18 protein-coding genes and 2 pseudogenes are annotated in these 24,892 nt (G+C 68.7%); 13 read left to right on the top strand and 7 right to left on the bottom strand.

Annotated elements, in window-relative coordinates; translation table 11 throughout:
* Positions 1-42: 42 nt before the first annotated feature.
* Together BN118_RS18750 and BN118_RS18745 are read right to left on the bottom strand one after the other, a co-directional pair.
* Positions 43-1,614 (bottom strand): ABC transporter substrate-binding protein, encoded by a 1,572-nt coding sequence (locus BN118_RS18750; RefSeq protein ID WP_010931365.1) that lies wholly within the window; start codon positions 1,612-1,614, stop codon positions 43-45.
* Between the two features lie 117 nt (positions 1,615-1,731).
* The gene (locus BN118_RS18745) at positions 1,732-2,667 is read right to left on the bottom strand and encodes a glycosyltransferase family 2 protein (RefSeq protein ID WP_003814275.1); all 936 of its coding nucleotides are present in this window, start codon (positions 2,665-2,667) and stop codon (positions 1,732-1,734) included.
* 125 nt (positions 2,668-2,792) lie between these two features.
* On the opposite strand from BN118_RS18745, the pseudogene BN118_RS18740 reads away from it, so the two are divergent.
* Positions 2,793-3,800, top strand: a pseudogene (locus tag BN118_RS18740) (LysR family transcriptional regulator).
* Between the two features lie 68 nt (positions 3,801-3,868).
* Here the strand turns inward: BN118_RS18740 and BN118_RS21145 are convergent.
* Positions 3,869-3,997 carry a hypothetical protein gene (locus BN118_RS21145; protein ID WP_006226408.1) on the bottom strand — a complete coding sequence of 43 codons (129 nt, stop codon included), beginning with the start codon at positions 3,995-3,997 and terminating at the stop codon, positions 3,869-3,871.
* A 370-nt stretch (positions 3,998-4,367) separates the two neighbouring features.
* Here BN118_RS21145 and uvrA point away from each other — a divergent pair, with 370 nt between their 5' ends.
* The 4 genes from uvrA to BN118_RS18715 all read left to right on the top strand — a co-directional run bounded on the left by uvrA (position 4,368) and on the right by BN118_RS18715 (position 13,188).
* Complete coding sequence (gene uvrA / locus BN118_RS18730) at positions 4,368-10,085, top strand: excinuclease ABC subunit UvrA (RefSeq protein ID WP_014906124.1); 5,718 nt, start codon at positions 4,368-4,370, stop codon at positions 10,083-10,085.
* A 5-nt stretch (positions 10,086-10,090) separates the two neighbouring features.
* Positions 10,091-11,218, top strand: a complete 1,128-nt coding sequence (locus BN118_RS18725) for an aminodeoxychorismate synthase component I (RefSeq protein WP_010931367.1) — start codon at positions 10,091-10,093, stop codon at positions 11,216-11,218.
* Between the two features lie 55 nt (positions 11,219-11,273).
* Positions 11,274-11,900: an aminotransferase class IV family protein gene (locus tag BN118_RS18720; protein WP_003814287.1), complete on the top strand. Its 627-nt coding sequence runs from the start codon at positions 11,274-11,276 to the stop codon at positions 11,898-11,900.
* Between the two features lie 271 nt (positions 11,901-12,171).
* A complete protein-coding gene (locus BN118_RS18715) occupies positions 12,172-13,188 on the top strand; it encodes an IS110-like element IS1663 family transposase (protein WP_014905865.1) in 1,017 nt (338 codons plus the stop codon).
* Between the two features lie 92 nt (positions 13,189-13,280).
* Here BN118_RS18715 and BN118_RS18710 read toward each other — a convergent pair whose 3' ends face one another.
* Both BN118_RS18710 and BN118_RS18705 read right to left on the bottom strand, forming a co-directional pair.
* Positions 13,281-13,991: an SDR family NAD(P)-dependent oxidoreductase gene (locus BN118_RS18710; protein ID WP_010927020.1), complete on the bottom strand. Its 711-nt coding sequence runs from the start codon at positions 13,989-13,991 to the stop codon at positions 13,281-13,283.
* The gene (locus BN118_RS18705; RefSeq protein WP_010931368.1) at positions 13,988-14,977 is read right to left on the bottom strand and encodes a Bug family tripartite tricarboxylate transporter substrate binding protein; all 990 of its coding nucleotides are present in this window, start codon (positions 14,975-14,977) and stop codon (positions 13,988-13,990) included. Before BN118_RS18705 ends, BN118_RS18710 begins: the two co-directional genes overlap by 4 nt.
* A gap of 95 nt (positions 14,978-15,072) precedes the next feature.
* Between BN118_RS18705 and BN118_RS18700 the strand changes: the two genes are divergently transcribed.
* Positions 15,073-16,704 carry an AMP-binding protein gene (locus BN118_RS18700; protein ID WP_010931369.1) on the top strand — a complete coding sequence of 544 codons (1,632 nt, stop codon included), beginning with the start codon at positions 15,073-15,075 and terminating at the stop codon, positions 16,702-16,704.
* A gap of 2 nt (positions 16,705-16,706) precedes the next feature.
* Positions 16,707-17,444 (top strand): GntR family transcriptional regulator, encoded by a 738-nt coding sequence (locus tag BN118_RS18695; protein ID WP_010931370.1) that lies wholly within the window; start codon positions 16,707-16,709, stop codon positions 17,442-17,444.
* Positions 17,445-17,599: 155 nt separating this feature from the next.
* On the opposite strand, the gene BN118_RS18690 is transcribed toward BN118_RS18695, so the two are convergent.
* Positions 17,600-18,472, bottom strand: coding sequence for a tRNA threonylcarbamoyladenosine dehydratase (locus tag BN118_RS18690; protein ID WP_019247745.1), 873 nt, complete (start codon positions 18,470-18,472; stop codon positions 17,600-17,602).
* 268 nt (positions 18,473-18,740) lie between these two features.
* Here BN118_RS18690 and BN118_RS18685 point away from each other — a divergent pair.
* The 6 genes and pseudogenes from BN118_RS18685 to purU all read left to right on the top strand — a co-directional run bounded on the left by BN118_RS18685 (position 18,741) and on the right by purU (position 23,889).
* Positions 18,741-19,960 (top strand): annotated as a pseudogene (locus BN118_RS18685) (MFS transporter).
* Positions 19,957-20,616, top strand: coding sequence for a gamma-glutamylcyclotransferase (locus BN118_RS18680; protein WP_014906123.1), 660 nt, complete (start codon positions 19,957-19,959; stop codon positions 20,614-20,616). The pseudogene BN118_RS18685 and the gene BN118_RS18680 overlap by 4 nt, the downstream one beginning before the upstream one ends.
* 71 nt (positions 20,617-20,687) lie before the next feature.
* A complete protein-coding gene (pdxH, locus tag BN118_RS18675; protein WP_003814302.1) occupies positions 20,688-21,320 on the top strand; it encodes a pyridoxamine 5'-phosphate oxidase in 633 nt (210 codons plus the stop codon).
* A 29-nt stretch (positions 21,321-21,349) separates the two neighbouring features.
* Complete coding sequence (locus BN118_RS18670) at positions 21,350-21,868, top strand: flavin reductase family protein (RefSeq protein ID WP_010931372.1); 519 nt, start codon at positions 21,350-21,352, stop codon at positions 21,866-21,868.
* 10 nt (positions 21,869-21,878) lie between these two features.
* A complete protein-coding gene (locus BN118_RS18665) occupies positions 21,879-22,988 on the top strand; it encodes an NAD(P)/FAD-dependent oxidoreductase (protein WP_010931373.1) in 1,110 nt (369 codons plus the stop codon).
* Between the two features lie 46 nt (positions 22,989-23,034).
* Positions 23,035-23,889: a formyltetrahydrofolate deformylase gene (gene purU, locus BN118_RS18660; protein ID WP_003814312.1), complete on the top strand. Its 855-nt coding sequence runs from the start codon at positions 23,035-23,037 to the stop codon at positions 23,887-23,889.
* A gap of 1 nt (position 23,890) precedes the next feature.
* Here the strand turns inward: purU and BN118_RS18655 are convergent, their stop codons facing one another.
* On the bottom strand, positions 23,891-24,793 hold the full coding sequence (locus tag BN118_RS18655; protein WP_014906122.1) for a LysR family transcriptional regulator: 903 nt from the start codon (positions 24,791-24,793) through the stop codon (positions 23,891-23,893).
* Positions 24,794-24,892: the final 99 nt, after the last annotated feature.

The raw sequence follows: 24,892 nt of genomic DNA, 5'->3' as shown, positions 1-24,892 counted from the left end.
CACCCGGGACGGGACGCCGGCGCGCAGCGTCCCTCGCGGGCCTCAGTCGATACGCACCCAGTCGGCCGACAGGCGATTGTCGGCCCGATGGATCACCGTCACGTTCTTGCGCATGGCCCAGGGAATGACCTGGTCGTGCAGCGGAATATGGCCGAACTCCTGGGCATGGATTTCGAGCGCGCGGACGATGTCGGCGTCGCGCTTGGCCGGGTCGGTCTCGGTCTTGATGCGGTCGATGATCGCGTCGGCTTCCTTGTTGCTGTAGTCGCCCAGGTTGTACATGCCGTCGGCGCCCTCGCCCTTGGTGCGCACCAGGTTCTGCAGCGTGTACATGGCGTCGAAGGTCGGCACGCCCCAGCCGAACAGGAAGGCGCTGGTGTCGCGCGACTGCACCTTGGGGAAATAGGTGGCGCGCGGCATGGCGTTCAACGAGGCCTTCACGCCCACCTTGGCCCACATGCCCACCACGGCCTGGCAGATCGCCTCGTCGTTGATGTAGCGGTTGTTGGGGCAGTCCAGCGTGAAACTGAGCGTACCGTCATAGCCCGCCTCCTTGAGCAGCGCGCGCGCCTTCTCGGGGTCGTAGGGCACGCGCTTGTGCAGGGCTTCGGTCCAGCCATGCACCTGCGGCGCGATCATGGTGCCGGTCGGCGCCGACAAGCCGCGCATGACCGCGCGCTTGATCGCCTCGACGTCGATGGCGCGGTACAGCGCCTCGCGCACGCGCACGTCGGCGAACGGGTTCTTGCCCTTGACGCTGGAATACAGCAGCTCCGGGCGCTTCTGGTCGAAGCCGAAATAGATGGTGCGGTACTCGTTGCCCTCCACCACCTTGGCCTGCTGGCGCAGGCGCTCCAGGTCCTGCGCGGCCGGATCGAGCACGAAGTCGATCTCGCCGGACAGCAGCGCGGCGGTGCGGGTGGCGTTCTGCTTGATCGGGGTGAAGACCACTTCCGTGACGTTGCCGATCTTCCTGTCCTTGTTCCACCACTCGGTGTTCTCGACGAACACCGTGCGCACGTCCACCTCGCGCGACTTCAGCTTGTAGGCGCCGGTGCCGTTGGTGTTGCGCGCCGCGAAGGTTTCTTCCTTGTTGACGAAGTCCTGCGGCTTGGCGACGTTGTGCTTCTCCGACCAGGCCTTGTTCATGATGAACACGTTGGGCAGCTGCCGCAGCAGCACCGGGTTGGGCGCGCTGGTTTCGATCTCGATGGTGTAGTCGTCGATCTTGCGCGCTTCCTTGATGCCCGTGATGTACGCCTTGTAGTTCGAGGTGGGCGCCATGGCGCGATGGATCGAGAACACCGCATCCTCGGCGGTGAACGGCGCGCCGTCGTGGAACTTCACGCCCTCGCGCAGCTTGAAGCGATACAGCGTGGGCGAGACCTGGGTCCATTCGGTGGCCAGCGCCGGCACCACCTTGAAATCCTTGTCATAGGCCACCAGCGGTTCGTACACATAGCTGTTGGCGGCAATCGTCATGCCTTCGTTTTGCGAATGCGGGTCGAACGTGAGAATGTCGCCCTGCGAAGCCCAGCGGAAAGTCTTCGCCTGCCCGATCGACGGCAGGGCGCAAGCAGCGGCGATCGCGATAGCAATCATGGTGCGGCGCATGGTTAGCTCCTGACAGATATCTGAATGACCGCCGGATATTGCCGTAGCGCCGCTTCGCGCGTCAATTAGGGGTTTGTGCCGATACCGGGGGGCACCCGCCGCCGCGGGCGCAGGCGCTCAGGCCACGCCGCGGCGGCGATCGCGGCGATACAGCAGATAGCCCAGCGGCCACATCAGCAGGACCAGCAGCCGCGCGGACGGCTGGGTCAGCCGGTACGCCTGCACCGCGGTGGGCAGGCCGGAGTTGTCCAGGTGCAGGCGAAAACGCGTGTAGCGCGCCGCCGCCATGATGAACTCCCGCGGCCGGTAGCGAAACCAGTCCAGGTGATGCTGCAGCATGTCCCAGGCCAGCAGGTACAGGCCCTGGATATTGCTGCTCAGGGACACGCCGCCCTGGCTCAGGCCGCCCGGCGTGTCGTGGTACACACGCACGACCCGGTTGATGAAGCGGCTGAGATAGCCGGCGCGCGAGATCGCCCACCACACCAGGCTTTCCGGCACGAAGCCGGCCACGTCCTCGGGAAACGGAAAGCGGCGCAGCACATCGGCGCGCATGGCGCCGAATTTCTCGCCCTGCACGCGGTAGCGGAAGTACATGTCCACCGCCGTGCTGTCGAAGACATCCTGCGGGAAGCGGTCGCCCACGATGGAACCGTCGGGCCGCGCGCACAGGCCGGTGACCGCCACATAGGTCTCGCGCCGGTCGGCGGGTATGCCCTCCCAGGCGTCCTTGAGTATGGCCAGGGCGTCGGGCGGGATTTCGTCGTCGCTGTCCAGGCCCACCACCAGCATGCCGCGCGCTTCGCGCACGCCGCGGTTGAAGGCGGTTTTCTTGTGCTGGTTGTGCTGCCACACATAGCGGATGGGAAAATCCGCCTGCGCCTGCCAGGCCCGCACCACCTCGTGCGTATTGTCGGTGGAACCATCGTCGACGACGACCCATTCGAAATCCCGACAGGTCTGGCGTTGCAGTGACTGGAACACTCGGTGCAACGTGACGGCCCGGTTATACGTGGGCGTCAGCACCGTGAATTGGAATTGCGAATCGATCATGCTCGTTTAGCCGGTACGCAACGGACGAGTCGGTTATGGGGGTGGCGCGAGAGTTGCAGTGTATGGGATAAGCCTCGCAGGCACACGCGCACTCCCTCTCATTTTGCAATTGAATATGTCATCTATTGGCATATTCTTACTTCGCTATAGGACGCGGTACACTCGCGCCGTACCTGTCCGACCCCGTCATGCAAGCGCAAACCGTCCAGCTCAACGATATCGCCCTGTTCGTCGAAGTCGCCAAGCGCAAGAGCTTCAGCCTGGCCGCCCGCGCGCTGGACATGCCGACGTCGACGCTGTCGCGGCGCATCAACCAGCTGGAAAAGGCCATCGGCCTGCGGCTGATCAACCGCAATACCCGGCGCCTGGAGCTGACCGACGCCGGCACGGTCTATCTGCTACGTTGCCAGGGCCTGATCGACGAAACGCGGCTGGCGCGCGAACAACTGGAATCGCTGACGGGCCGCCCCAAGGGCCGGCTGAACATATCCATGCCGTACAGCCTGGCGATCTGGCTGCTGCCGACCTCGCTGGGCGCATTCCTGGACAGCTACCCCGAGATCGATTGCGAATTCGATCTCAACCTGAATGCCAGCGCGACCTCGCAGGGCGCCCCCTTCGACGTCATCCTGCGCTTCGGGCGCGACAGCGGCGACGACGAAACGCCGGATCCCAATACCGTGGTCGACGAAATCATTTCGCTCGACAGCTACCTGTACGCCTCGGAAGATTATCTGGCCCGCTACGGCGAGCCGCGCGACCCCGCCGACCTGGGCCGCCACGAATGCCTGCGCACGGCCATCGACCCGGAACATTCGCACTGGACGCTGCACAATGGCGAACGCACCGAGCGCGTCGAGGTAAGCGGCCACGTGGCGGGCAACAACATCAGCGTGGTCGGCACGCTGGCCGGGCTGGGGCTGGGCATCACGCGCCTGCCGCATTGCCAGGTGCTCGATCCCGTGATCGAACGCAACTCGCTGCGCCGCGTACTGCCCCAGTGGCGGGTGTAGCCGATCTCCATCTACGCGGTGTACCCCTCGCCGATCCTGCCGGGCCGCACGCGCGTGTTCATGGATTTCGTCCGGCCGATGCTCGGACCCGCGCCGACCGGCCCGCAGCCGCGCGCCTGACCCCGGCGCCGCGCATAAAAAAACCGCCGGCAAGGGCCAGCGGTTTTTTTACCTGCAAGCAACGCAACTTACACGCGCTTGATCTTTTCCAGCATCTTGAAAACGCCCTTGGGCGACTTCACGAAAAGACGCTTGAAAGCCTTGCCCAGGCAACGGCGTTCCAGGGTGTTGCGACGCACGCGTTTGCGTTCGGCCATGATGATCTCCAGTGGGGTGGCCGCCGCGCCCGCCCCTGCCATTGCAGGCGCGAAAAGGCGACGGCGAAAATCTGAATAACTCGGCATTTTAGCCTGAAACAGGCGGGGCCGCCAAGCCGCGAGGGAGCATGGGCCCGGCCAGGCCGGCGCCACCGGCGGTCACGCCCCATCGGACAGTCTTCCTGGATCCTGGCCAGCAAGACATCAGGAAAATCTGCGATACTGTTTATTTATACAGCACGAAAATCCGGACGCTGCGGCGCTGGCAAGGCAACGGTCCGGCCGTTGACTGCCCGCCGGCGCCGCGTTCCCGCATGGCGGCGCAGCCCGTACTCCGCCGCTGTCCTCCCTCAGGCTACGATTACGCCCCATGAGCTCCCAGATCCGCATCGTTGGCGCCCGCCAGAACAATCTCAAGAACCTCGACCTGACCATCGCCACCGGCGAACTCGTGGTGGTAACCGGGGTGTCCGGCTCGGGCAAAAGCTCGCTGGCCTTCGACACCCTGTATGCCGAAGGACAACGCCGCTACGTCGAGACCTTCTCGCCCTACGCGCGCCAGTTCCTCGACCGCATGGACAAGCCGCAGGTCGACCGCATCGAAGGCATCCTGCCGGCGATCGCCATCGACCAGACCAACCCGGTGCGCAGCTCGCGCAGCACGGTCGGCACCATGACCGAGCTCAACGATCACCTGAAGCTGCTGTTCGCGCGCGGCGCGCGGCTGTACTGTCGCGGCTGCGGCAAGCAGGTGCGGCGCGATACACCCGAGTCGGTGTTCCATTCGCTGGCCGGGCGCGCGGCCGCGCTGGGAGATCCGCGCCTGGTGGTGACCTTCCCCATCGCGGTGCCGGCCAATTTCACCGAGGACGAGGTGCGCGGCTTCCTCGACCAGCAGGGCTACACGCGCGTGCATGCCGAGGAAGCCGCCAGCGCCGCCGCGCCCGCGCCCAAGGCGCGCCGCGGCAAAAGCGCCAAGGGCGCCAAGGACGGCGCCGCGCCGGTCGCGCGCCGCATCCTGCACGTCGTGCAGGACCGCTTCCGCTTTGCCGCAGCCGAGCGCGAGCGCGTCATGGAGGCGCTGGATACCGCGCTGCGCATGGGCGCGGGCCATCTGGCGGTGTACGCCATGGGCGAGGAAGGCGGCGCCGACCAGGCGGTCTGGAAATACAGCGACCGGCTGCACTGCGCCGACTGCGACATCGAATACACCGATCCGCTGCCCAGCAGCTTCTCGTTCAACTCGCCGCTGGGCGCCTGCGAAGCCTGCCGCGGCTTCGGGCGGGTGATCGGCATCGACATCGGGCTGGTGATTCCCGACGAGAACAAGACCTTGCTGGAAGGCGCGATCAAGCCGTGGCAGACGCCTTCGTTCAAGGAATGCCAGGACGACATGATCAAGTACGCGCCGCGCGCCGGCATCCCGCTGTCGGTGCCATGGAAATCCATGACGCCCGAACAGCGCGGCTGGGTGCTGCACGGCGACCCCGACTGGAAAGGCGGCAACCAGGCCTGGAAGACGCAGTGGTACGGCGTGCACAAGTTCTTCGCGTGGCTGGAGAGCAAGGCCTACAAGATGCATGTGCGGGTGCTGCTGTCGAAATACCGTAGCTATACCCCCTGCCCCACCTGCCACGGCGCGCGCCTGAAACCCGACGCCCTGCTGTGGCGCCTGGGCAGCCGCGCCGAGGCCGATGCGGTGCTGCCGCCAGGCGAAGGCCGCTACCAGCGCTTCATGCCGGCCGGCACCAGCTGGAGCCGGCCGCAGCTCGAGGCGCTGGACGGCCTGTCCGTCCACGATGTGATGCAGCTGCCCATCGAACGCGTGCGCCGCTTCTTCGACGGCCTGCGCTTCGAGGGCGTGCTGGACGCCGCGGCCGACCTGCTGATGACCGAAGTGCGCGCGCGCCTGAAGTTCCTGTGCGACGTCGGGCTGGGCTATCTCACGCTGGACCGCCAGAGCCGTACGCTGTCGGGCGGCGAAGTGCAGCGCATCAACCTCACCACGGCGCTGGGCACCTCGCTGGTCAACACGCTGTTCGTGCTGGACGAGCCCTCGATCGGCCTGCATCCGCGCGACATGCATCGCGTGGTCGAGGTCATGCACCGCCTGCGCGACGCCGGCAACACGCTGGTGGTGGTCGAGCACGACCCGCAGGTCATGGTGGCCGCCGACCGCATCATCGATATCGGCCCCGGCCCCGGCGAGCGCGGCGGACGCATCGTGTTCGACGGATCGCCGGCACAGCTGCGCGCCGCCAATACCCTGACCGGCGATTACCTGGGCGGGCGCCAGCGCGTGGAGGCCCCCCGGCCCATGCCGGTGGCCAACAATACGCCGCGGCTCATCCTCGAAGGCGCCACCGCGCACAACCTGAACAACGTGTCGATCGAACTGCCGCTGGGCCGACTGGTGTGCGTCACGGGCGTGTCCGGCTCGGGCAAATCGACGCTGGTGCAGGACGTGCTCTACCCCGCCCTGCTCAAGCAGAAGGGCAAGCCGTCCGAAGCGCCCGGCGCGTTCGATCGCCTGCTGGGCGCCGAGCAGATCGCCGACGTGGTGATGGTGGACCAGACGCCCATCGGCAAGACGGCGCGCTCCAACCCGGCCAGCTACGTCGGCGCATTCGACGCGATCCGCAAGCTGTACGCCCAGGCGGCGCTGTCCAAGGAGCGCGGCTACACCGCCGGCACCTTCAGCTTCAACAGCGGCGACGGACGCTGCCCGACCTGCGGCGGCACCGGTTTCGAGCACGTCGAAATGCAGTTCCTGTCCGACGTCTACCTGCGCTGCCCCGATTGCGACGGCAAGCGGTTCCGCCCCGAAGTGCTGGAGGTGCGCGTCGAGCACCTGGGCAAGAGCGCCTCGATCGACCAGGTGCTGGAAATGACGGTCAGCGAGGCGCTGGAATTCTTCAAGGGACTGCGCGACGTGCAGACCGGCCTGGCGCCGCTGGCCGACGTGGGCCTGGAGTACGTGCGGCTGGGCCAGCCCGTGCCCACGCTGTCGGGCGGCGAGGCGCAGCGGCTCAAGCTGGCCGGCCACCTGGCCGAGGCGGCGCGCAGCGGCATCTCCACCGCCAAGGTTGCCAAGAAGGGCAGCCTGTTCCTGTTCGACGAGCCCACCACCGGCCTGCACTTCGACGACGTGGCGCGCCTGATGCGCGCCTTCCGCAAGCTGCTGGCCGCCGGCCATACGCTGCTGGTGATCGAACACAACCTGGACGTCATCCGCGCCGCCGACTGGCTGATCGACCTGGGCCCGGAAGGCGGCGACGCCGGCGGCGAAGTGGTGGGCGTGGGCACGCCGCAGGACCTGATGGCCAATGACCGCTCGCATACCGGCCTGGCGCTGCGCGACTACGAAGGCAGCATCCTGCCCGTGGCGCCGGTCAGCGCGCTGGCCGAGCCGGCCGCCGCCTATGGCGAGGAAGCCGGCACGCCGCTGCAATCGCTGATGCGCCGGCGCCGCCAGGCGGCCCAGTCCATCGAGATCCGCAACGCGCGCGAGCACAACCTGAAGAACGTCAACGTCGAGATCCCGCGCGACAAGTTCACGGTCATCACGGGCGTGTCCGGGTCGGGCAAGTCGACCCTGGCCTTCGACATCCTGTTCAACGAAGGCCAGCGGCGCTACCTCGAATCGCTCAACGCCTATGCGCGCGCCATCGTGCAGCCTGCCGGCAAGCCCGACGTGGACGCCATCTTCGGCATCCCGCCCACCGTGGCGATCGAACAGCGCACCAGCCGCGGCGGACGCAAGTCGACCGTGGCCACCATGACGGAAATCCATCACTTCCTGCGCCTGCTGTACGTCAAGCTGGGCACCCAGTACTGCCCCGATTGCAAGGTGGCGGTCGAGCCGCAGAACGCCGACCAGATCGTGGCGCGCCTGCTGCGCGAACACAAGGGCCAGCACATCGGCGTGCTGGCGCCGCTGGTGACGGCGCGCAAGGGCTACTACACCGACCTGGCCAAATGGGCAGGCAGCAAGGGCCACACCCATCTGCGCGTCGACGGCGCCTTCATCCCGGTCAGCCCCTGGCCGCGCCTGGACCGCTACAAGGAACACACCATCGAACTGCCGGTGGCCGATGTGGTGGTCGACCCCGGCAACGAAGCGGCGCTGCGCGATGCCGTGCGGCAGGCCCTGGAGCATGGGCAGGGCGTGCTGAGCGTGGTGTACCCGCTGGACCGGCTGCGCGCAGGCCTGGATGGCGATCTGCAACAGCAGCACTTCTCGGTCAAGCGCGCCTGCCCGTCGTGCGGCATCAGCTTCCCCGAGCCCGATCCGCGCCTGTTCTCGTACAACTCCAAGCACGGCTGGTGCGGCGGCTGCTTCGGCACCGGCCTGCAGCTGCAGGGCTTCGACGCCGAACAGACCGGCGAGGAAACCGCCTGGAACGCCTGGTACGAAGGCGAAGCCAGGACCTGCACGGTATGCCATGGCCAGCGCCTGAACCGCGTCGCGCTGGCGGTGCGCTGGCGCGACCGCTCGATCGCCGAGCTGGCGGCGCTGCCCGTCTCCGACGCCCATACCTTCTTCACCGGCCTGGTCACGCGCGGCCGCGAAGGCGAGATCGCGCGCGACATCCTGGCGGAAATCCGCGGCCGGCTCAATTTCATGCAGGAGGTCGGGCTGAGTTATCTGGCGCTGGACCGCGCCGCGCCCACGCTCTCGGGCGGCGAGGCGCAGCGCATCCGGCTGGCCGCGCAACTGGGCTCCAACCTGCAGGGCGTGTGCTACGTGCTGGACGAACCCACCATCGGCCTGCATCCGCGCGACAACCGCATCCTGCTCGACGCGCTGGCGCGCCTGGAAGGCAATGGCAACACCCTGGTGGTGGTGGAACACGACGACGACACCATCCGGCGCGCCTCGCACATCATCGATATCGGCCCAGGCGCGGGTATCCGCGGCGGCCGTGTGGTGGCGCAGGGCAGCGCGCAGGACCTGATCGACGCCCCCGAGTCGGTCACCGGCCGCTACCTGGCCAAGCCGCTGGCGCACCCGCTCAACGGCCGCCGCGCCGTCACCGCGGACACGCCCATGATCCGCGTGCACGGCGCGCGCCTGCACAACCTGCGCAGCGTGGACGCCAGCATTCCGATCGGGCGCCTGAGCGTGGTGACCGGCGTGTCCGGTTCGGGCAAATCCACCCTGGCGCGCGAAGTGCTGCTGGACAACCTGGTCCAGGCCGTGTCGCAGGGCAAGGCGCCGGGCTGGAGCGGCTGCGAACGCATCACCGGCTGGGAGGTCATCGATCGCGTGCTCGAGGTCGACCAGACCCCCATCGGCAAAACGCCGCGCTCGTGTCCCGCCACCTATGTCGGGTTCTGGGACGATGTGCGCAAGCAATTCGCCGATACGCGCGAGGCGCGCATGCGCGGCTGGACCGCGGCGCGCTTCTCGTTCAATACTGGCGACGGCCGCTGCCCGATCTGCGAGGGCCAGGGCATGCGCACCATCGAAATGAGTTTCCTGCCCGATGTGAAGGTGCCCTGCGACGCATGCAACGGCGCGCGCTTCAGCAGCGATACCCTGAGCGTGCAGATGCGCGGCAAGAACGCCGGCGAACTGCTGGCCATGGAAGTGGACGACGCCATCGGCTACTTCGCCGCGCATCCGAAAATCCACCGTCCGCTGCAATTGATGCAGGACGTCGGCCTGGGCTACCTGACGCTGGGCCAGCCCTCGCCCACGCTCTCCGGCGGCGAGGCGCAACGCATCAAGCTGGTCACGGAGCTGTCGAAGGCGCGCCTGACCGAAGGCGTCATCACCACCGGGCGCGCCTCGCGCGCGCCGCACACGCTGTATGTGCTGGACGAACCCACGGTGGGCCTGTCGATGGCCGATGTGGAGAAGCTGATCCATGTGCTGCACCGGCTGGTCGAAGCCGGCAATACCGTGGTGGTGATCGAACACAACCTGGACGTGATCGCCGAAGCCGACTGGCTGCTCGACCTGGGGCCCGAAGGGGGCAGCGGCGGCGGCCAATTGGTGGCCGAGGGTTCGCCCGAACACGTGGTAAGTTTGCGCGAGCGTTCGCACACCGGGCGCGTACTCAGTGAGTTCCTGCAGCAGTAGAAGCAATGGAATGCCGTTTTGAAGACCGGCTGGCCGGACGCGCCCTGCGCCTGGCCGGCGACCCGATCCGCATCGAGGCGCGCAGCGTCGACGCCGTGGCGCCCGCCCTGCGGGAGATCGAGCGGGCGCGCGCCGGCGGCCGCTGGATCGCGCTGCTGCTCGACTACGAACTGGGCGAATGGCTGCTGCCGGAGGCCTTGCGGGCGCCCGCGTCCGGGGCGGCGCCCGCGCCCCGCGAGGACGGCCGGGCGCGCCTGACCGCGCTGGCCTTCGAGCGCGCCGAGGTCGAAGCGCCCTGGCCCGCGCCCGCCACGCCGGCGGCGCGCATCGTCTCGGTCGCGCCGCGTATGGCGCGGGACGACTATCTGCGCGCGGTCGACGCCATCCGCGAGCTGATCGCCGCGGGCGAGCTGTACCAGGTCAACTACACCCAGCCGCTGGACGTGCGCATCGAGGGCGACCCCCGCCTACTGTACCGGCAGATCGCGGCGCGCCATCCCGTGGGGAACGGCGCCTACATCGAGGACGGCGAACGCACCATCCTGTCGTTCTCGCCGGAACTGTTCGTGGCGCGCCAGGGCGAACGCCTGGTGACGCGCCCGATGAAAGGCACCGCGCCGCGGCACGCCGATCCGGCCGAAGACGCGCGGCTGGGGCGCGAGCTGCTGGCCAGCGACAAGAACCGCGCCGAAAACCTCATGATCGTCGACCTGCTGCGCAACGACCTGGGGCGCCTGGCCACGCCGGGCTCGGTCAAGGTCGATGCCCTGTTCTCGCTGGAACGCTACCCCACCGTGTGGACCATGACCTCGACCGTCTCGGCCCATGCGCCGCACGCCGGCCTGGCCGACGTGCTGCGCGCGCTGTTTCCCTGCGGCTCGATCACCGGCGCGCCCAAGATCGCCGCGATGCGGCGCATTCGCCAGATGGAGGCGGCGCCGCGCGGGCTGTATTGCGGCAGTATCGGCTGGCTGGCGCCCGATGGCGATTTCTCGCTCAACGTGGCGATCCGCACGCTGGTGCTGGATCGCGCCGGCCACGGCGTGTACGGCGTGGGCGGCGGTATCGTGCACGACTCGGACGCCGCGCAGGAATGGCAGGAATGCCATTGGAAAGCGCGCATCCTGGGCTGACGCCGGCGCGCCGCTTGGCCTACACTAGCTGGGGCACCGCGCCGCAAGGAACCGCATGCAACCCGAGCTCATCGAAACCATCCTGGTCACGGCCGACCGCCAGCTGCCGCTGCTGGGGCGCCACCTCGCGCGGCTGCTGACCTCCTGCCAGGCATTGCGGTATCGCTGCAACGAGCCGGCCGTCGAATCCGCCATCATGGCCGCCGTGCGCGGCCTGCACGCCCCCGGTCCGCACCGGCTGCGCCTGCTGCTGGCGCGCGACGGCAGCCACGACATCCAGACCGCGCCGCTGGCGCCGCTGCCGCCCGACCAGGAAGTGATGCTGGCGCCGGAGGCGCTGGATGCCGACGAGCCGCTGCTGCGCTACAAGACGACCTACCGCCCCTGGTACGCCCACACCATCGAATGGCTGCCATCCCATCCCCGGGTGTTCGACCTGCTGTACCTGAACCAGCACGGCGAACTGTGCGAAGGCAGCCGCAGCAATGTCTACCTCGAACTGGGCGGACGCTGGTACACCCCGCCCATCGCCAGCGGCTGCCTGCCCGGCGTGCAGCGCGCCGAACTGATCGACCAGGGCAAAGTCCAGGAACGCACCCTCACCATGTCGGACCTGCGCAGCGCCGAATCGATCCGCCTGTCCAACGCCCTGCGCGGATGGATAGAGGTGCAATACCACTGACTCCGGTGCCTGTCCCCGCAGGGGGACTGGCACCGGCAAACTTCCGTGCCTGCCGTGCAGAGGGACTGGCTCCGGCAAACTCCTCCGGTGCCTTGTATCTTTCCTCCGGTGGTGATTAGCTATCACCACCGCACGCCGATGACCGCGAGTTGGTGCCCAAAGCGAGGACTTTGTGGGACAGATAGCGGCTCGGCAGCGCACTGCTGGGCCGGCGAGACACTGGACGGTATCGTAGGGCGAGGACCCTGTATGTACAAGGCAAGTGGGCGCAGTGGCTGACAGCAGTTTGTTATCTGCAGGAGGCCAAGTCCATGTTTTCATAGGTATTGATGTATCAAAGGCCAAGCTGGATTGCACGTTGCTGACGGCTGAGGCTGACAAGCATAAGACTAAGGTGGTGGTCAACACCGCCGCGGGCGTACAAGCCCTGCTGGCGTGGTGCGCCAAACACGGCGCACAGCCGGCGCAGTTGCACGCCATCCTGGAGCCTACGGGTCTGTATCACGAGCAAGCGGCCACGGCGCTGCCCCAGGTCCGGGTCTCTTTGGTCAATCCCGCCCAGGCCCGGGACTTTGCCAAGGCCTTGGCGCTGCGCTCCAAAAATGATGCGCTCGACAGCTACGTGCTGGCTCGCTATGGACAGACGCTGAGCCCGGCGCTGTGGCACCCGGCGCCCTTGCATGCGCGTCAACTGCGCGCCTTGTTGACGCGACGCGAGGCGCTGAGCAAGGATCTGTTGCGTGAGCTCAATCGCAAAGAGAAGAGCCAGTTCAGCCCCTCGGCGCCCTTGGTCGATGGTTCCATCGACAAGGCCATCGCGTTCTTGCGCGAACAGATCAAACAAATCGAGCGGGCGATCGATCAGCACATCGACAACCACCCCGACCTCAAGCAAGACTGCGAGCTGCTGAACTCCATCCCCGCCATCGGGCCTCAGGCCGGCAACGCCATCCTGGCCGTCATGCACAATCGGCATATCGACTCCGCCCAGAGCCTGGCCGCCTATCTCGGGGTGGTCCCTGTGCAGCGCCAATCCGGCAGCAGTCTGAACAGCTGCGCACGCCTGTCCAAAGCCGGCCCCTCCCAGGTGCGCGCCACGTTATACATGGCGGCCCTGGTTGGGACCCGCCACAACCCCCACATCCGCGCCCTTTACCAGCGCCTGCTCAAAGCAGGAAAAAGCAAAAAGGCCGCGCTGGGCGCGGCCATGAGAAAACAGGTGCATCTGTGCTTCGGGGTCCTCAAAAACCGCATCCCCTACCAGCCCAATTACGCCATGAACGGTTGACTGCCAAGACGGTATCTGTCCCCGCAGGGAGGGTGCCTGTCCCCGCGGGGACAGGCACCCCGTCATACACCATGCGCACTTGGCCGCCACGCTCACACCGTCATGCCCCCGCACACATACAGCACCTGCCCGGTGATGAACCCGGCGCGCGGGTCGAGCAGGCTGGCCACCGCATGGGCCACTTCGTCGGGACGGCCGACGCGGCCCACCGGAATGGCGGCTTCCAGTTGCCGCGTGCGCGGATCGCCCGGCGGGTTGGACTGGTTGAACAGCTCCGTGGCGATCGGACCGGGCGCCACGACGTTGACCGTGATGCCGGCCGGCGCCAGCTCCAGCGCCCAGGTGCGCGACATGCCGGCCAGCCCTGCCTTGCTGGCGCCATAGGCCGAACGGCCGGGCTTGCCCAGCGCGGCGCGGCTGCCGATATTGACGACCCGCCCGTAACCGCGCGCCCGCATGCCCGGCAGCAGCGCCTGCAGCAGCACCAGCGGCGCCACCAGGTTCAGCGCCAGCGTGCGCTGCATGGCGTCCGGCGCCACCTGGTCGATCCCGGCCACTTCGATCAGGCCGGCGTTGTTGACCAGATGCAGCACTTCTCGCTGCGCCGCCAGTTCGGTGGCCGCGCGGCGCGCCGCTTCGGTATCGGACAGATCGACCGGCACGAAGCGCTCGCCCGGCAGCACATCGGCCGGCTTGCCGCGGCTGAAGTTCACGACGTCATAACCATCGGCCAGCAGGCGTTGCGCGATGGCGCGGCCGATGCCGCGGCTCGCGCCGGTGACCAGGACGACGGGCCGGCTCATTGCGCGCGGATCCCGCGTTGCTTGATCAGCTCGCCCCACTTCTGGCGTTCGGCCTGCTCGAACTGGCCCAATTGCGCGCCGAACTTGTCGCCCGGCCGCGCGCCCATGGCGCCGAACTGGCGCGCCAGCTCCGGCGCCTGCAACCCCTGGCGGGCCGCCGCCACCGGCTGCGGCGTGCCGCGCGGCGCGTACAGCGCGAACCACGCCGTCACATCGAAACCGGCGACGCCGGCCTCGGCGAAAGTGGGCAGGTCGGGCACCGAGGGATCGCGTTGCGCCGAGGTGATGGCGATGCCGCGCACCAGCGAACCGTCCTTGATCTGCGCCAGCGCGCCGGGCAGGTTGTCGAACAGGAGATCGACCTGCCCGCCCGCGACCGCCGGCAGGGAGGCCGAAGTGCCCTTGAACGGCACGTGCAGCAGGCTGATTCCGGCCACGGCCTCGAAATAGGCGCCGGCCAGGTGCACCGACGAGCCCACGCCCGGCGACGCGTAGGTCAGTTTGTTGTCCTTGCGCTGGCGGGCCGCCTCGATCACGTCGGCCAGTGTGCGGTAGGGAGACCTGGCGCTGACGGCCAGCACGTTGGGCGTGGTCGACACCAGCGCGACCGGCACCAGGTCCCGGCCCGGGTCGTACGGCATGTCGGCGTAGAGGAATTGGTTGATGCTTTGCGTACCGATGGTGCCCAGGCCCAGCGTGTAGCCGTCGGGCTTGCTGCGCGTGACGTACGTCATGCCGACGTTGCCGCCGGCGCCCGGCCGGTTTTCCACCAGCACGGTCTGCTTCAGGTGCGGCTGCATCGCATGGGCGATGGCGCGCCCGAAGATGTCCGCCGCGCCGCCGGGCGGATACGGCACCACGACCGTCACGGGATGCTCGGGGTAGCCCGCGGCGCCTGCCTGCGCCGCCAGCGTCGCCATGCACGCGGCAATAAGGGCGCGGACTGCCGCCCTGCACGCGCGCCACTGCCCAGGTGTTCGCTTCATGCCTGCCTCCACTTGTATCCGTCGCCGGCTTTTTCTAAAGTACGTAAATACGTACTTTATTCATCTAAACATAAACGTCCAGGGCAGACAACCGCATGCGTGCCGCGCTTGCGCCCCTTCCGGAGGCCGCCATGCCCGCCGCTGAACTGTTCGCCACGAGGCTCGACACGCATGCCCGCGAGCGCCCAGAGGCCGTCGCGCTGATCGACCGCGACCGCCCCGTCACGCATGCCGCGCTGCGCGCCGGCGTGCTGGACCTGGCCGGCGGCCTGGCGGCGCTGGGCGTGTGCCGCGGCGAGCGCGTCGCGCTGTGGCTGCCCAATTGCGCGCACTGGGTGACGATGTTCCTGGCCTGCGCCCGCCTGGGCGCGCTGACGCTCGCGGTCAATACCCGCTTTCGCGCCCAGGAGCTGGGCGACATTCTCGGGCGCGGCCAGGCCGACTGGCTGGTCTACTGGCCGGGCTTGAAGGGCATCGACTTCGCCGGCATCCTGGCCGCCGTGCCGCCCGCCGCACGCGCGCGCCTGCGCGGCGCCATCGTCGTGGACGGGAGCGGCGCACAGGCTACCCCCGGCCCCGCCGGCCTGGCGGCCCACGCCCTGGCCGCGCTGCACGGCCCCGCTCCCTTGCCGGCGCCCAATGCCGGCGTGCTGTGCTTTACCACTTCGGGCACCACGTCGCTGCCCAAGTTCGTCCTGCACGACCAGGACACCCTGCTGCGCCATGGCGACGCCATCGCGCGCTCGTACGGTTATGACGACGACAGCCGCATCTTGGCCAGCGCCCCCTTTTGCGGCGCGTTCGGCTTCGCCACCCTGGTGGGCGCGCTGGCGCGCGGCGTGCCGGTGATATGCGAACCCGCGTTCGACGCGGCGCGCTCGGTGGCGGCCGTCCGCCGCCACCGCGTCACCCATACCTACGCCAACAACGAGGCCCTGGTGCAGATGTTCCGCCTCGGCGAACGGGCCGACTTCGCGACGGCGCGGCTGTTCGGCTTCGCCAGCTTCGCGCCGGCCCTGGGCGACCTGCTGCCGCTGGCCCGGGCGCAAGGCGTACCGCTGACCGGCCTGTATGGCTCCAGCGAACTGATCGCGCTGGTGGCGGCGCAGCCGCGCGAACCGGCCGATGGCGACGTCTCGGTGCGCTACGAGCCCGGCGGCGCATTGATCCACCCCGAGGCGCGCGTGCGCGCCCGCGATCCGCAGGACGGCCGGATCCTGACCGATGGCGAATCGGGCGAAATCGAAATCCTGGCGCCCAGCCTGATGCGCGGCTACCTGGACAACCCGCAGGCCAGCGCCGGCGCCCTGACCGACGACGGCTATTTCAGGACCGGCGATCTCGGCTACACCCTGGGTACGCGGCAGTTCGTGTTCCAGACCCGCATGGGCGACTCGCTGCGCCTGTCCGGGTTCCTGGTCAACCCGGCCGAAATCGAACAGGCCGTCGAGGCGCTGCCGGGCATACGGGCCTGCCAGGTCGTCGGCGCCACCCGCGACGGCAAGACCGTGCCGTATGCCTTCGTGTTGCTGGACGCAGGCGCGAGCCCCGATCCGCCCGGCTGGATGGCCGCCTGCAGACAGGGCATGGCCGGTTTCAAGGTGCCGGCCGGCTTCCAGGTGCTGGAGGCGTTTCCGGTGGTCGAAAGCGCCAACTCGGCCAAGATCCAGAAACACAAGCTGCGCGAACAGGCCGAGGCCTTGCTCGCCGCCGCGCCTGCCGCCTGACCATGTCCGCCGCCCGGCTCTTTGCCCGCAGTCCCCAGCCGCTGTACCTGCAAGCCGCGGCGGTATTCCGCGGCCACATCCAGACCGGCGTCTGGCGGCCCGGCCGGCAGATCCCGCCGCTGGATGCGCTGGCGGCCCGCTACGGCATCGCCCGCTCGACCGTGCGGCAGGCGCTCGGCCTGCTGGAGGCCGACGGCCTGATCCGCCGCTCGCGCGGCAGCGGCACCTTCGTCGAGGACACCCTGCCCGAAACCCCCACGCTGCTCATCCCCAAGAACTGGGCCGAGACCGTGGCCCTGAGCAGGCAGCTGGGCACCGTGGCGCTGCACGAATCCAGTGCGCAGCAGCCGCTGCCCGACGACCTGGGCATACCCTGCGACTTCGCCCGCGACGGCCGCTTCCAATACCTGCGCCGCCTGCACACCGCCGCCGCCGGCCCGTTCTGCTTCAGCGAGGTCTACCTGGAAAGCGCGCTGTTCCGCAAGCACCGCGCCGAGATCCGCGCCAGCACCGTCGCGCCCGTGCTGGACCGCCACTACCGGGCACGGCTCAGCCACGCGCGCCAGGTGCTCAACGTCATCGAGGCCGGCGCCGCGTCGGCCCAGGTCCTGCGCATTCCCGTATCCGCGCCGGTGGCCGAACTGCGCCGCTACGTCTGCATCGACGCGCGCGTCGTCTACTTCGCCCGCCTGGAATTCCCCTTCCACAAGGTGCGGATGGAATTCGACCTCCTTCCATAAGAAGGCGTGCCTGTCCCCGTATGGGGACAGGCGCCCGCCAACTTACCGGGGTGCCTCTTCCCGCAGGAATCCGGGTGCCTGTCCCAGCGGGGACAGGCACCCCGTCATACGCCAGCACGCTTGACCGCAGCGTACCGGCGCGCCGGCGCCACTGCTCAAGCGCCCGGCTTGCCCACCACCCATCGCAGCACTTCGTTGGCCGCGGCCAGGCCCATGGCGGCGGTCACGGTGACGACCGAGCCGTAGCCGGCGCACGACAGGCCCTGGGGGGCCGCGCGGGTCCCGGCCGCGCCCATATCGTCCTCGCCCTCGACGGCGCGGGTCCAGGCGTCGGGCAGGATGGCGGGCTGGTCGAACCACAAGGCACGCACGCCCATGCGCGGCACCCGTTTGCGGACCTTGCCGTTGGCGTCCGAGGCCCGGGGGAAGCCATGCTCGCGCCGCAGCTTGTTGCGCAGCTTGGCCAGCAGCGCGTCGTTGACGGCTTCGGACAGGTCGCCGGCGCGCAGCGCCAGCGGGTCGGTCTTGCCGCCGGCGCCGCCGCACAGCAGCAGCGGCACGCCGCGCTGGCGCGCGTGCAGGATCATGGCGATCTTGGCCGCCGCCTGGTCGGTGCAGTCGACGATCGCGGCATAGGGACCGCCCAGCACTTGCATCACGTTATCGGGCGCGACGAATTCGTCGACACGGGTCACGGCGCAGGCCGGGTTGATCTGGCCGATGCGTTGCGCCATGGCCTCGATCTTGGCCTGCCCCAGCGTGTCCGACAACGCATGGATCTGGCGGTTGACGTTGGATTCGGCGATATGGTCCAGGTCGATCAGGGTCAGGGCGCCCACGCCGCAACGCGCCAACGCTTCGGCGGTCCAGGAGCCGACGCCGCCCAGGCCCGCCACCGCGACATGGGCCCCGCGCAGGGCGGCCGGCGCATCCGGGCCATACAGACGGGCCAAGCCGCCGAAGCGGCGTTCGGCATCGGCCTCGCAGGCCGGCGCGATCACAGAAGGCTGAGAGTTCATGGGCGCCATTTTCCCATGCCGGCCCCGACGCGGGACGATAGGCCGGACTCGCCGCCGAGGCGGTTACGTTGCACATACGACACATTACCGCGCCGAAAGCCGCCGCCAGGCCAGGACATGCCCACGGCGAGGCTTGCGCCAACTGCTGCCAAATGCCGCCAACTGGCCGCCACCTGCGCCATACAGGCCGCCTACCTCGCGCCATGCGCGCCGGAGCGCGCGAGGCGGGCTGCTCGACATAGGCCGAAGTTAGGGACAGAATGAAAGCAGTTACGCCGTGTCTACCTCCGACCCTACCCCCTCGCGCCCGACCCATGGCCCCGAACTTTCGGGAGCAGGGTATCTGTGCCTGCTGGCCATGCTCAATCACATGGCCCTTACCGGGGGACGCATCACCGTCTCGCTGACCGCCCTGAAACTGGGCCTGTCGACCTTCACGGTCGGCATGCTGGTGGCGGTGTTCGCCGTGCTGCCTAGTTCGCTTCGGTGCATGCCGGGCGCTGGGTGGACAAGATCGGCGTCGTGCGGCCGCTGGTGATCGGCTCCTCGCTGGTCACCTTCGGCACGGCCCTGCCCTTCGTCTCGCAAACCCAGGCGGCGCTGCTGGTGGCGTCGTGTTGCATCGGTATCGGCTTCATGCTGCATCAGGTAGCGACGCAGGACCTGCTGGGACACGCCGAGCCGCGCGAGCGGCTGCGCAACTTCTCCTGGATGTCGCTGGCGCTGGCCGCCTCCGGGTTCTCCGGTCCGCTGATCGCCGGCCTGGCGATCGACCACCTGGGCACGCGCCTGGCGTTCGGCATGCTGGCGCTCGGCCCCATGCTGTCGCTGGTGGGCCTGTACCTGCTGCGCCAACCGCTGCGCACCATGAACGGCGCGCTGACCGGGGGCAGCAACCGCCCCGCCGAGCGGCGCCGCATCACCGAGCTGCTGGCAGTGCCGCCGCTGCGCCGCATCCTGATGGTCAACACCATCCTGTCGGGGGCCTGGGATACGCATTTGTTCGTGGTGCCCATCTTCGGCGTGGCGATCGGCCTGTCCGCCACCACCATCGGCGTCATACTTGCCGCCTTCGCGGCGGCAACGTTCGTCATCCGCCTGGTTCTGCCGTTCATCCAGACGCGCGTGCGCTCGTGGACGCTGGTGCGCGCCGCCATGGCCACCGCCGCCATCGATTTCCTGCTTTATCCGTTTTTCACCGACGTAGGCATGCTGATCGGCCTGTCGTTCGTCCTGGGACTGGCGCTGGGTTGCTGCCAGCCGAGTATGCTGTCCCTGCTGCACCAGTATTCGCCGCCCGGCCGCGCAGCCGAGGCCGTGGGCCTGCGCATGGCGCTGATCAACGCCTCGCAGGTATCGCTGCCGTTGACGTTCGGCGCGCTCGGTGCGGTAATTGGCGTGGCGCCCTTGTTCTGGGCCTATGCGCTCGCCCTGGTGGCGGGCGGCTGGGCCAACCGCAATCCCCCGCAAGAATCCGATTCCTCCAAGTCTTCGTGAATACGCAGTCCCCTCCGTCCCCGCACGATCCGCACGGCGCCGCCGCGCTGCCCTTTCGCCTCTGGACTGCCGAGGAGCGGCGCGCCTCGCTCGACACCGCGCTGCGCGAATGGCGCGACGGCGAAGACGTCTGGGTATACGGCTATGGATCGCTGATCTGGCGGCCCGACTTCGATTTCGTCGAGCGCAGGCTGGCCACCCTGCACGGTCATCACCGGGCGCTGTGCCTGTGGTCGCGCGTGAACCGCGGCACGCCGGAATGCCCCGGGCTGGTGTTCGGGCTGGACCGCGGCGGCTCGTGCCGCGGCGTGGTCTACCGCCTGGCCGGCCGGCAGGTGCCCGATTACTTCCCCGCGCTGTGGGACCGCGAGATGTCCACCGGCGCCTATCTGCCGCGCTGGCTGCGCTGCGCCACCGAGCACGGTCCGGTCAACGCGCTGGTGTTCATCATGAACCGCGCCAACCCGGCCTATATCCGCGTCTTGCCCGAACCCGAACTGCTGGCCATCGTGCGGCGCGCCTCGGGCCGCTACGGCCCCTGCACCGAGTACGTGGTGCAGACGGCGCAGGCGCTGCGCCAGGCCGGCATCCGCGATGCGCGCCTGGAGCAGATCGCGCGCCAGCTGGAGGCCGACGTCCATCCGCTGGGCGTATAGGGCCGCGCCCACGCGGGCGCGGCGTTGGCGGTACACTGACAGCCTTCCATCCAGCCGGTTCCGCAACAGCCATGTCCGTGTCCGATCTGCGCCAGAGTTACGAAAAAGGCGTTCTCGTCGAAGAGCAGGCCGCCGCCTCGCCGTTCCAGCAGTTCGCGCGCTGGTTCGACGAAGCCGTCGCGGCCCGGGTGCCCGAACCCAACGCCATGACCCTGGCCACGGTCAACGCCGAGGGCCAGCCCAGCGCCCGCATCGTGCTGATCAAGGGCTACGACGACGCCGGCTTCGTGTTTTTCACCAATTACGAATCGCGCAAGGGCCTGGACCTGGACGCCAACCCGCGCGCCAGCCTGCTGTTCTTCTGGCAGCCGCTGGAGCGCCAGGTGCGCATCGAAGGCGTGATCGAGAAAGTCAGCGCGGCCGAATCGGACGAATACTTCCACAGCCGCCCGCTCGGCTCGCGCCTGGGCGCCTGGGCTTCGCGCCAGAGCCAGCCCATTACCCGCGACGAGCTGGAAGCGCGCGAGCGCGAGTTCCGCGACCGCTACGGCGAGCATCCGCCGCGTCCGCCGCACTGGGGCGGCTACCGCCTCAAGCCGAACCGCTTCGAATTCTGGCAGGGCCGCCCGTCGCGCCTGCATGACCGGCTGCGCTACGAGCCCGACGGCAAACAGGGCTGGACCATCGATCGCCTCTCGCCCTGACGCGCCCTTTTGCCGCCATCGCCGCCTGAATGTCCGCAGCTTTCCCCCCCGCCTTTGACGCCGCCTTCTTCCGCACCGCGCTGGGCCGTTTCGCCACCGGCGTCACGGTCGCCACCACGGCCGGGCCGGACGGCCAGCCTGTCGGGCTGACCGTCAGCTCGTTCAACTCGGTGTCGCTCAACCCGCCGCTGATCCTGTGGAGCCTGGCGCGCACCTCGTCCTCGCTGGCGGCCTTCGAGCGCTGCCAGCGCTATGTGGTCAACGTGCTCTCGGCCAGCCAGATCGCGCTGGCGCGCCGCTTCGCCACCGGCAAGACGCCCGAGCGCTTCGCCGGGCTGACGCTGGCGCAGGCGCCGGCCGGCACGCCCATGCTGGGCGAAGGCTGCGCCGCCTGGTTCGAGTGCCGCAACCGCAGCCGCTACGAAGAAGGCGACCACATCATCATGGTCGGGCAGGTCGAGCACTGCGGGCACAGCGGCGTGCCGCCGCTGGTGTTCCACGCGGGCGGCTTCGATCTCACGCCGCCGCATGGCGGCGCTTCCAGCTGAGAGAATCTCCATGAGCACCGACATCGATTGCATCGTCATCGGCGCCGGCGTGGTCGGCCTGGCCATCGCGCGCGCCCTGGCCGCCGGCGGCCATGAGGTCCTGGTGGCCGAAGCGGCCGAGGGCATCGGCACCGGCACCAGTTCGCGCAATTCGGAAGTCATCCACGCCGGCATCTACTATCCGGCCGACAGCCTCAAGGCGCGCCTGTGCGTGCGCGGCAAGCACCTGCTGTACGAATACTGCGCCGCGCGCGGCGTGCCGCACCAGCGGCTGGGCAAGCTGATCGTCGCCACCTCCGACGCGGAAGCCAGCCAGCTCGACAGCATCGCGCGGCGCGCCGGCGCCAACGGCGTCGACGACCTGCAGCACATCGACGGCGCCGCCGCGCGCCGGCTGGAGCCGGCGCTGCACTGTACGGCGGCCCTGGTATCGCCGTCCACGGGCATCGTCGACAGCCACGCGCTGATGCTGGCCTATCAGGGCGACGCCGAGAGCGACGGCGCGCAATTGGTTTTCCATACTCCGCTGATAGCCGGCCGGGTGCGCCCCGAGGGCGGCTTCGAGCTGGATTTCGGCGGCGCCGAGCCCATGACGCTGAGCTGCCGGGTGCTGATCAATGCCGCGGGCCTGCACGCCCCCGGCCTGGCGCGCCGCATCGAGGGCATACCGCGGGACAGCATTCCGCCCGAATACCTGTGCAAGGGCAGCTATTTCACGCTGGCCGGCCGGGCGCCGTTCTCGCGCCTCATCTACCCCGTCCCCCAGCATGCCGGGCTGGGGGTGCACCTGACGCTGGACCTGGGCGGACAGGCCAAATTCGGTCCCGATACCGAGTGGATAGCCACCGAAGACTACACGTTGGACCCGCGCCGCGCCGACGTCTTCTACGCCGCCGTGCGCAGCTACTGGCCGGCCCTGCCCGACGGCGCGCTGGCGCCCGGCTACACTGGCATCCGCCCGAAGATCTCCGGCCCGCACGAACCGGCCGCCGACTTCGCCATCGCCGGCCCCGCCAGCCATGGCGTGGCCGGCCTGGTCAACCTGTACGGCATCGAATCGCCCGGGCTGACGGCCAGCCTGGCCATCGCCGAAGAAACCCTGGCCCGCCTGGCCGCCTGAGCGCGCCGGCCGGCCCGTACCAACCCCTGCCCCATATTCTCCGACCATGCAGCACAACGACTACATCCTGACCCTGTCCTGCCCCGACCGCACCGGCATCGTGTTCCGCGTCAGCGGCCTGCTGTTCGAACTGGGGTGCAACATCCGGGATTCGCAGCAGTTCGGCGACGAAGAGACGGGGCGCTTCTTCCTGCGCGTGCACTTCGACCTGCCGCGCGCAGCGGCCGAAAGCGCGCTGCGCGAGCAGTTCGCGGCGCTGGCCAACGGCTACGACATGCAATGGCAGATCCACGACGCGCATCGCAAGGCGCGCCTGCTCATCATGGTGAGCAAGCAGGGCCACTGCCTGAACGACCTGCTGTTTCGCGTCAGCAGCGGCCAGCTGCGCGCCGAAGTGGCCGCCATCGTGTCCAACCACAACGACTATGCCAGCCTGGCGGCGTCATACGGCATCCCGTTCCACCATATGCCCGTCACGCCCGACACCAAGGCCGCGCAGGAGCGCCAGGTGCTGGAGCTGGTGGAACGCGAGCAGATCGACCTGGTGGTGCTGGCGCGCTACATGCAGATCCTGTCGGCCGACATGTGCCAGGCGCTGGCCGGGCGCGCCATCAACATCCACCACAGCTTCCTGCCCAGCTTCAAGGGCGCGCGCCCCTATCACCAGGCGCACGCGCGCGGCGTCAAGATCATCGGCGCCACCGCGCACTACGTGACCTCCGACCTGGACGAAGGCCCCATCATCGAGCAGGACATCGAGCGCGTGGACCACACCATGACGGCCGCCGACCTGACCCAGGTGGGCAGCGACATCGAATCGCTGGTGCTGTCGCGCGCGGTACGCAGCCACGTCGAGCACCGCATCCTGCTCAACCGCAGCAAGACCGTCGTGTTCCGCTGAACTAGGCGCGCACGGGCGGCGGCGCGAAATGGCGCAAGGCCGCCTGCAAGGCCGTTGCCTGCAGGGACGTGGGCGCCAGGCTGGGCCAGGCGATCTGGCACACCGAGCGCGCCTGGTGCTCGAACGCCACATAGCAGGTGCCGGCCAGCCCGGCCCGCGCCAGGCACGCCGGCACGATGGACACCCCCAACCCGCTGGCCACCAGCGCCGCGACGCTGAGCCAATGCCGCACCTCGTGGCGCACCGCCGGGTGAAAGCCGGCCGCCACGCACAGCGACAACACCGTCTCGTAATAGCTGGGCGAGGCGGCCTGCGCGAAGAACACGAAATCCTCCCCGGCCAGGTCGGCCAGGCGCAGCGAACGCTGGCCTGCCAGGCGGTGCGTGTCGGGCAGGCAGACGACGAACGGCTCGGCCACCAGGTCGCGCGCGCTCACACCCTCGGGCGGCGGATTGGCATGGATGAAACCCAGGTCGAGCTCGCCGCACCGTAGCGCCTCGAGCTGGTCGTGCGAATTGCGCTCGGCCAGCACCTGCTCCACATCGGGCAGTTCGGCGCGCAAGGCCGCCAGCAGGTCGGGCAGGCCCCGGTACAGCATGGACCCCACGAAGCCGATGCGCAGGCGGCCTTGCAGCCCGGCCTCGGCGCGCCGCACCAGCCGCCCCACCTCCTCGCCCTGGCGCAGCAGCGACAGCGCTTCGCCATAGAGCACGCGGCCGGCGTCGGTCAGCGCCACATGGCGGCTGGAACGCTCGAACAGGCGCGCGCCCAGCTGGATTTCCAGCTGGCGGATGGCGTAGCTCAGCGGCGGCTGCGAGATATGCAGGCGCTGGGCGGCGCGGCTGAAATTGCGCTCCTGCGCCACGGCGATGAAATAGCGCAGCAAACGGGGCTCCAGGTCCATGCCTCCTCCTATTCATACTTTAATTGTATTGTTCTACACCAAAACGATATTTGTATAGATATATCGAACGGGCGACCATGGCGGCAAAGAATCCGGCAA

This window comes from Bordetella pertussis 18323 (genome assembly GCF_000306945.1).
Lineage (GTDB): Bacteria > Pseudomonadota > Gammaproteobacteria > Burkholderiales > Burkholderiaceae_B > Bordetella > Bordetella pertussis.
This window is presented reverse-complemented; position numbering and strand designations above follow the sequence as displayed.

Excerpts from the sequence above, each read along its gene's own strand:
- BN118_RS18670 (WP_010931372.1), top strand. The coding sequence starts at position 21,350 with ATGTCCGCAGCTTTCCCCCCCGCCTTTGACGCCGCCTTCTTCCGCACC.
- uvrA (WP_014906124.1), top strand. The coding sequence starts at position 4,368 with ATGAGCTCCCAGATCCGCATCGTTGGCGCCCGCCAGAACAATCTCAAG.
- BN118_RS18745 (WP_003814275.1), bottom strand. The coding sequence starts at position 2,667 with ATGATCGATTCGCAATTCCAATTCACGGTGCTGACGCCCACGTATAAC.
- BN118_RS18720 (WP_003814287.1), top strand. The coding sequence starts at position 11,274 with ATGCAACCCGAGCTCATCGAAACCATCCTGGTCACGGCCGACCGCCAG.
- BN118_RS21145 (WP_006226408.1), bottom strand. The coding sequence starts at position 3,997 with ATGGCCGAACGCAAACGCGTGCGTCGCAACACCCTGGAACGCCGTTGC.
- BN118_RS18695 (WP_010931370.1), top strand. The coding sequence starts at position 16,707 with ATGTCCGCCGCCCGGCTCTTTGCCCGCAGTCCCCAGCCGCTGTACCTG.
- BN118_RS18700 (WP_010931369.1), top strand. The coding sequence starts at position 15,073 with ATGCGTGCCGCGCTTGCGCCCCTTCCGGAGGCCGCCATGCCCGCCGCT.
- BN118_RS18690 (WP_019247745.1), bottom strand. The coding sequence starts at position 18,472 with ATGGCGCCCATGAACTCTCAGCCTTCTGTGATCGCGCCGGCCTGCGAG.
- BN118_RS18750 (WP_010931365.1), bottom strand. The coding sequence starts at position 1,614 with ATGCGCCGCACCATGATTGCTATCGCGATCGCCGCTGCTTGCGCCCTG.
- BN118_RS18725 (WP_010931367.1), top strand. The coding sequence starts at position 10,091 with ATGGAATGCCGTTTTGAAGACCGGCTGGCCGGACGCGCCCTGCGCCTG.
- BN118_RS18665 (WP_010931373.1), top strand. The coding sequence starts at position 21,879 with ATGAGCACCGACATCGATTGCATCGTCATCGGCGCCGGCGTGGTCGGC.
- pdxH (WP_003814302.1), top strand. The coding sequence starts at position 20,688 with ATGTCCGTGTCCGATCTGCGCCAGAGTTACGAAAAAGGCGTTCTCGTC.
- purU (WP_003814312.1), top strand. The coding sequence starts at position 23,035 with ATGCAGCACAACGACTACATCCTGACCCTGTCCTGCCCCGACCGCACC.
- BN118_RS18655 (WP_014906122.1), bottom strand. The coding sequence starts at position 24,793 with ATGGACCTGGAGCCCCGTTTGCTGCGCTATTTCATCGCCGTGGCGCAG.
- BN118_RS18710 (WP_010927020.1), bottom strand. The coding sequence starts at position 13,991 with ATGAGCCGGCCCGTCGTCCTGGTCACCGGCGCGAGCCGCGGCATCGGC.
- BN118_RS18705 (WP_010931368.1), bottom strand. The coding sequence starts at position 14,977 with ATGAAGCGAACACCTGGGCAGTGGCGCGCGTGCAGGGCGGCAGTCCGC.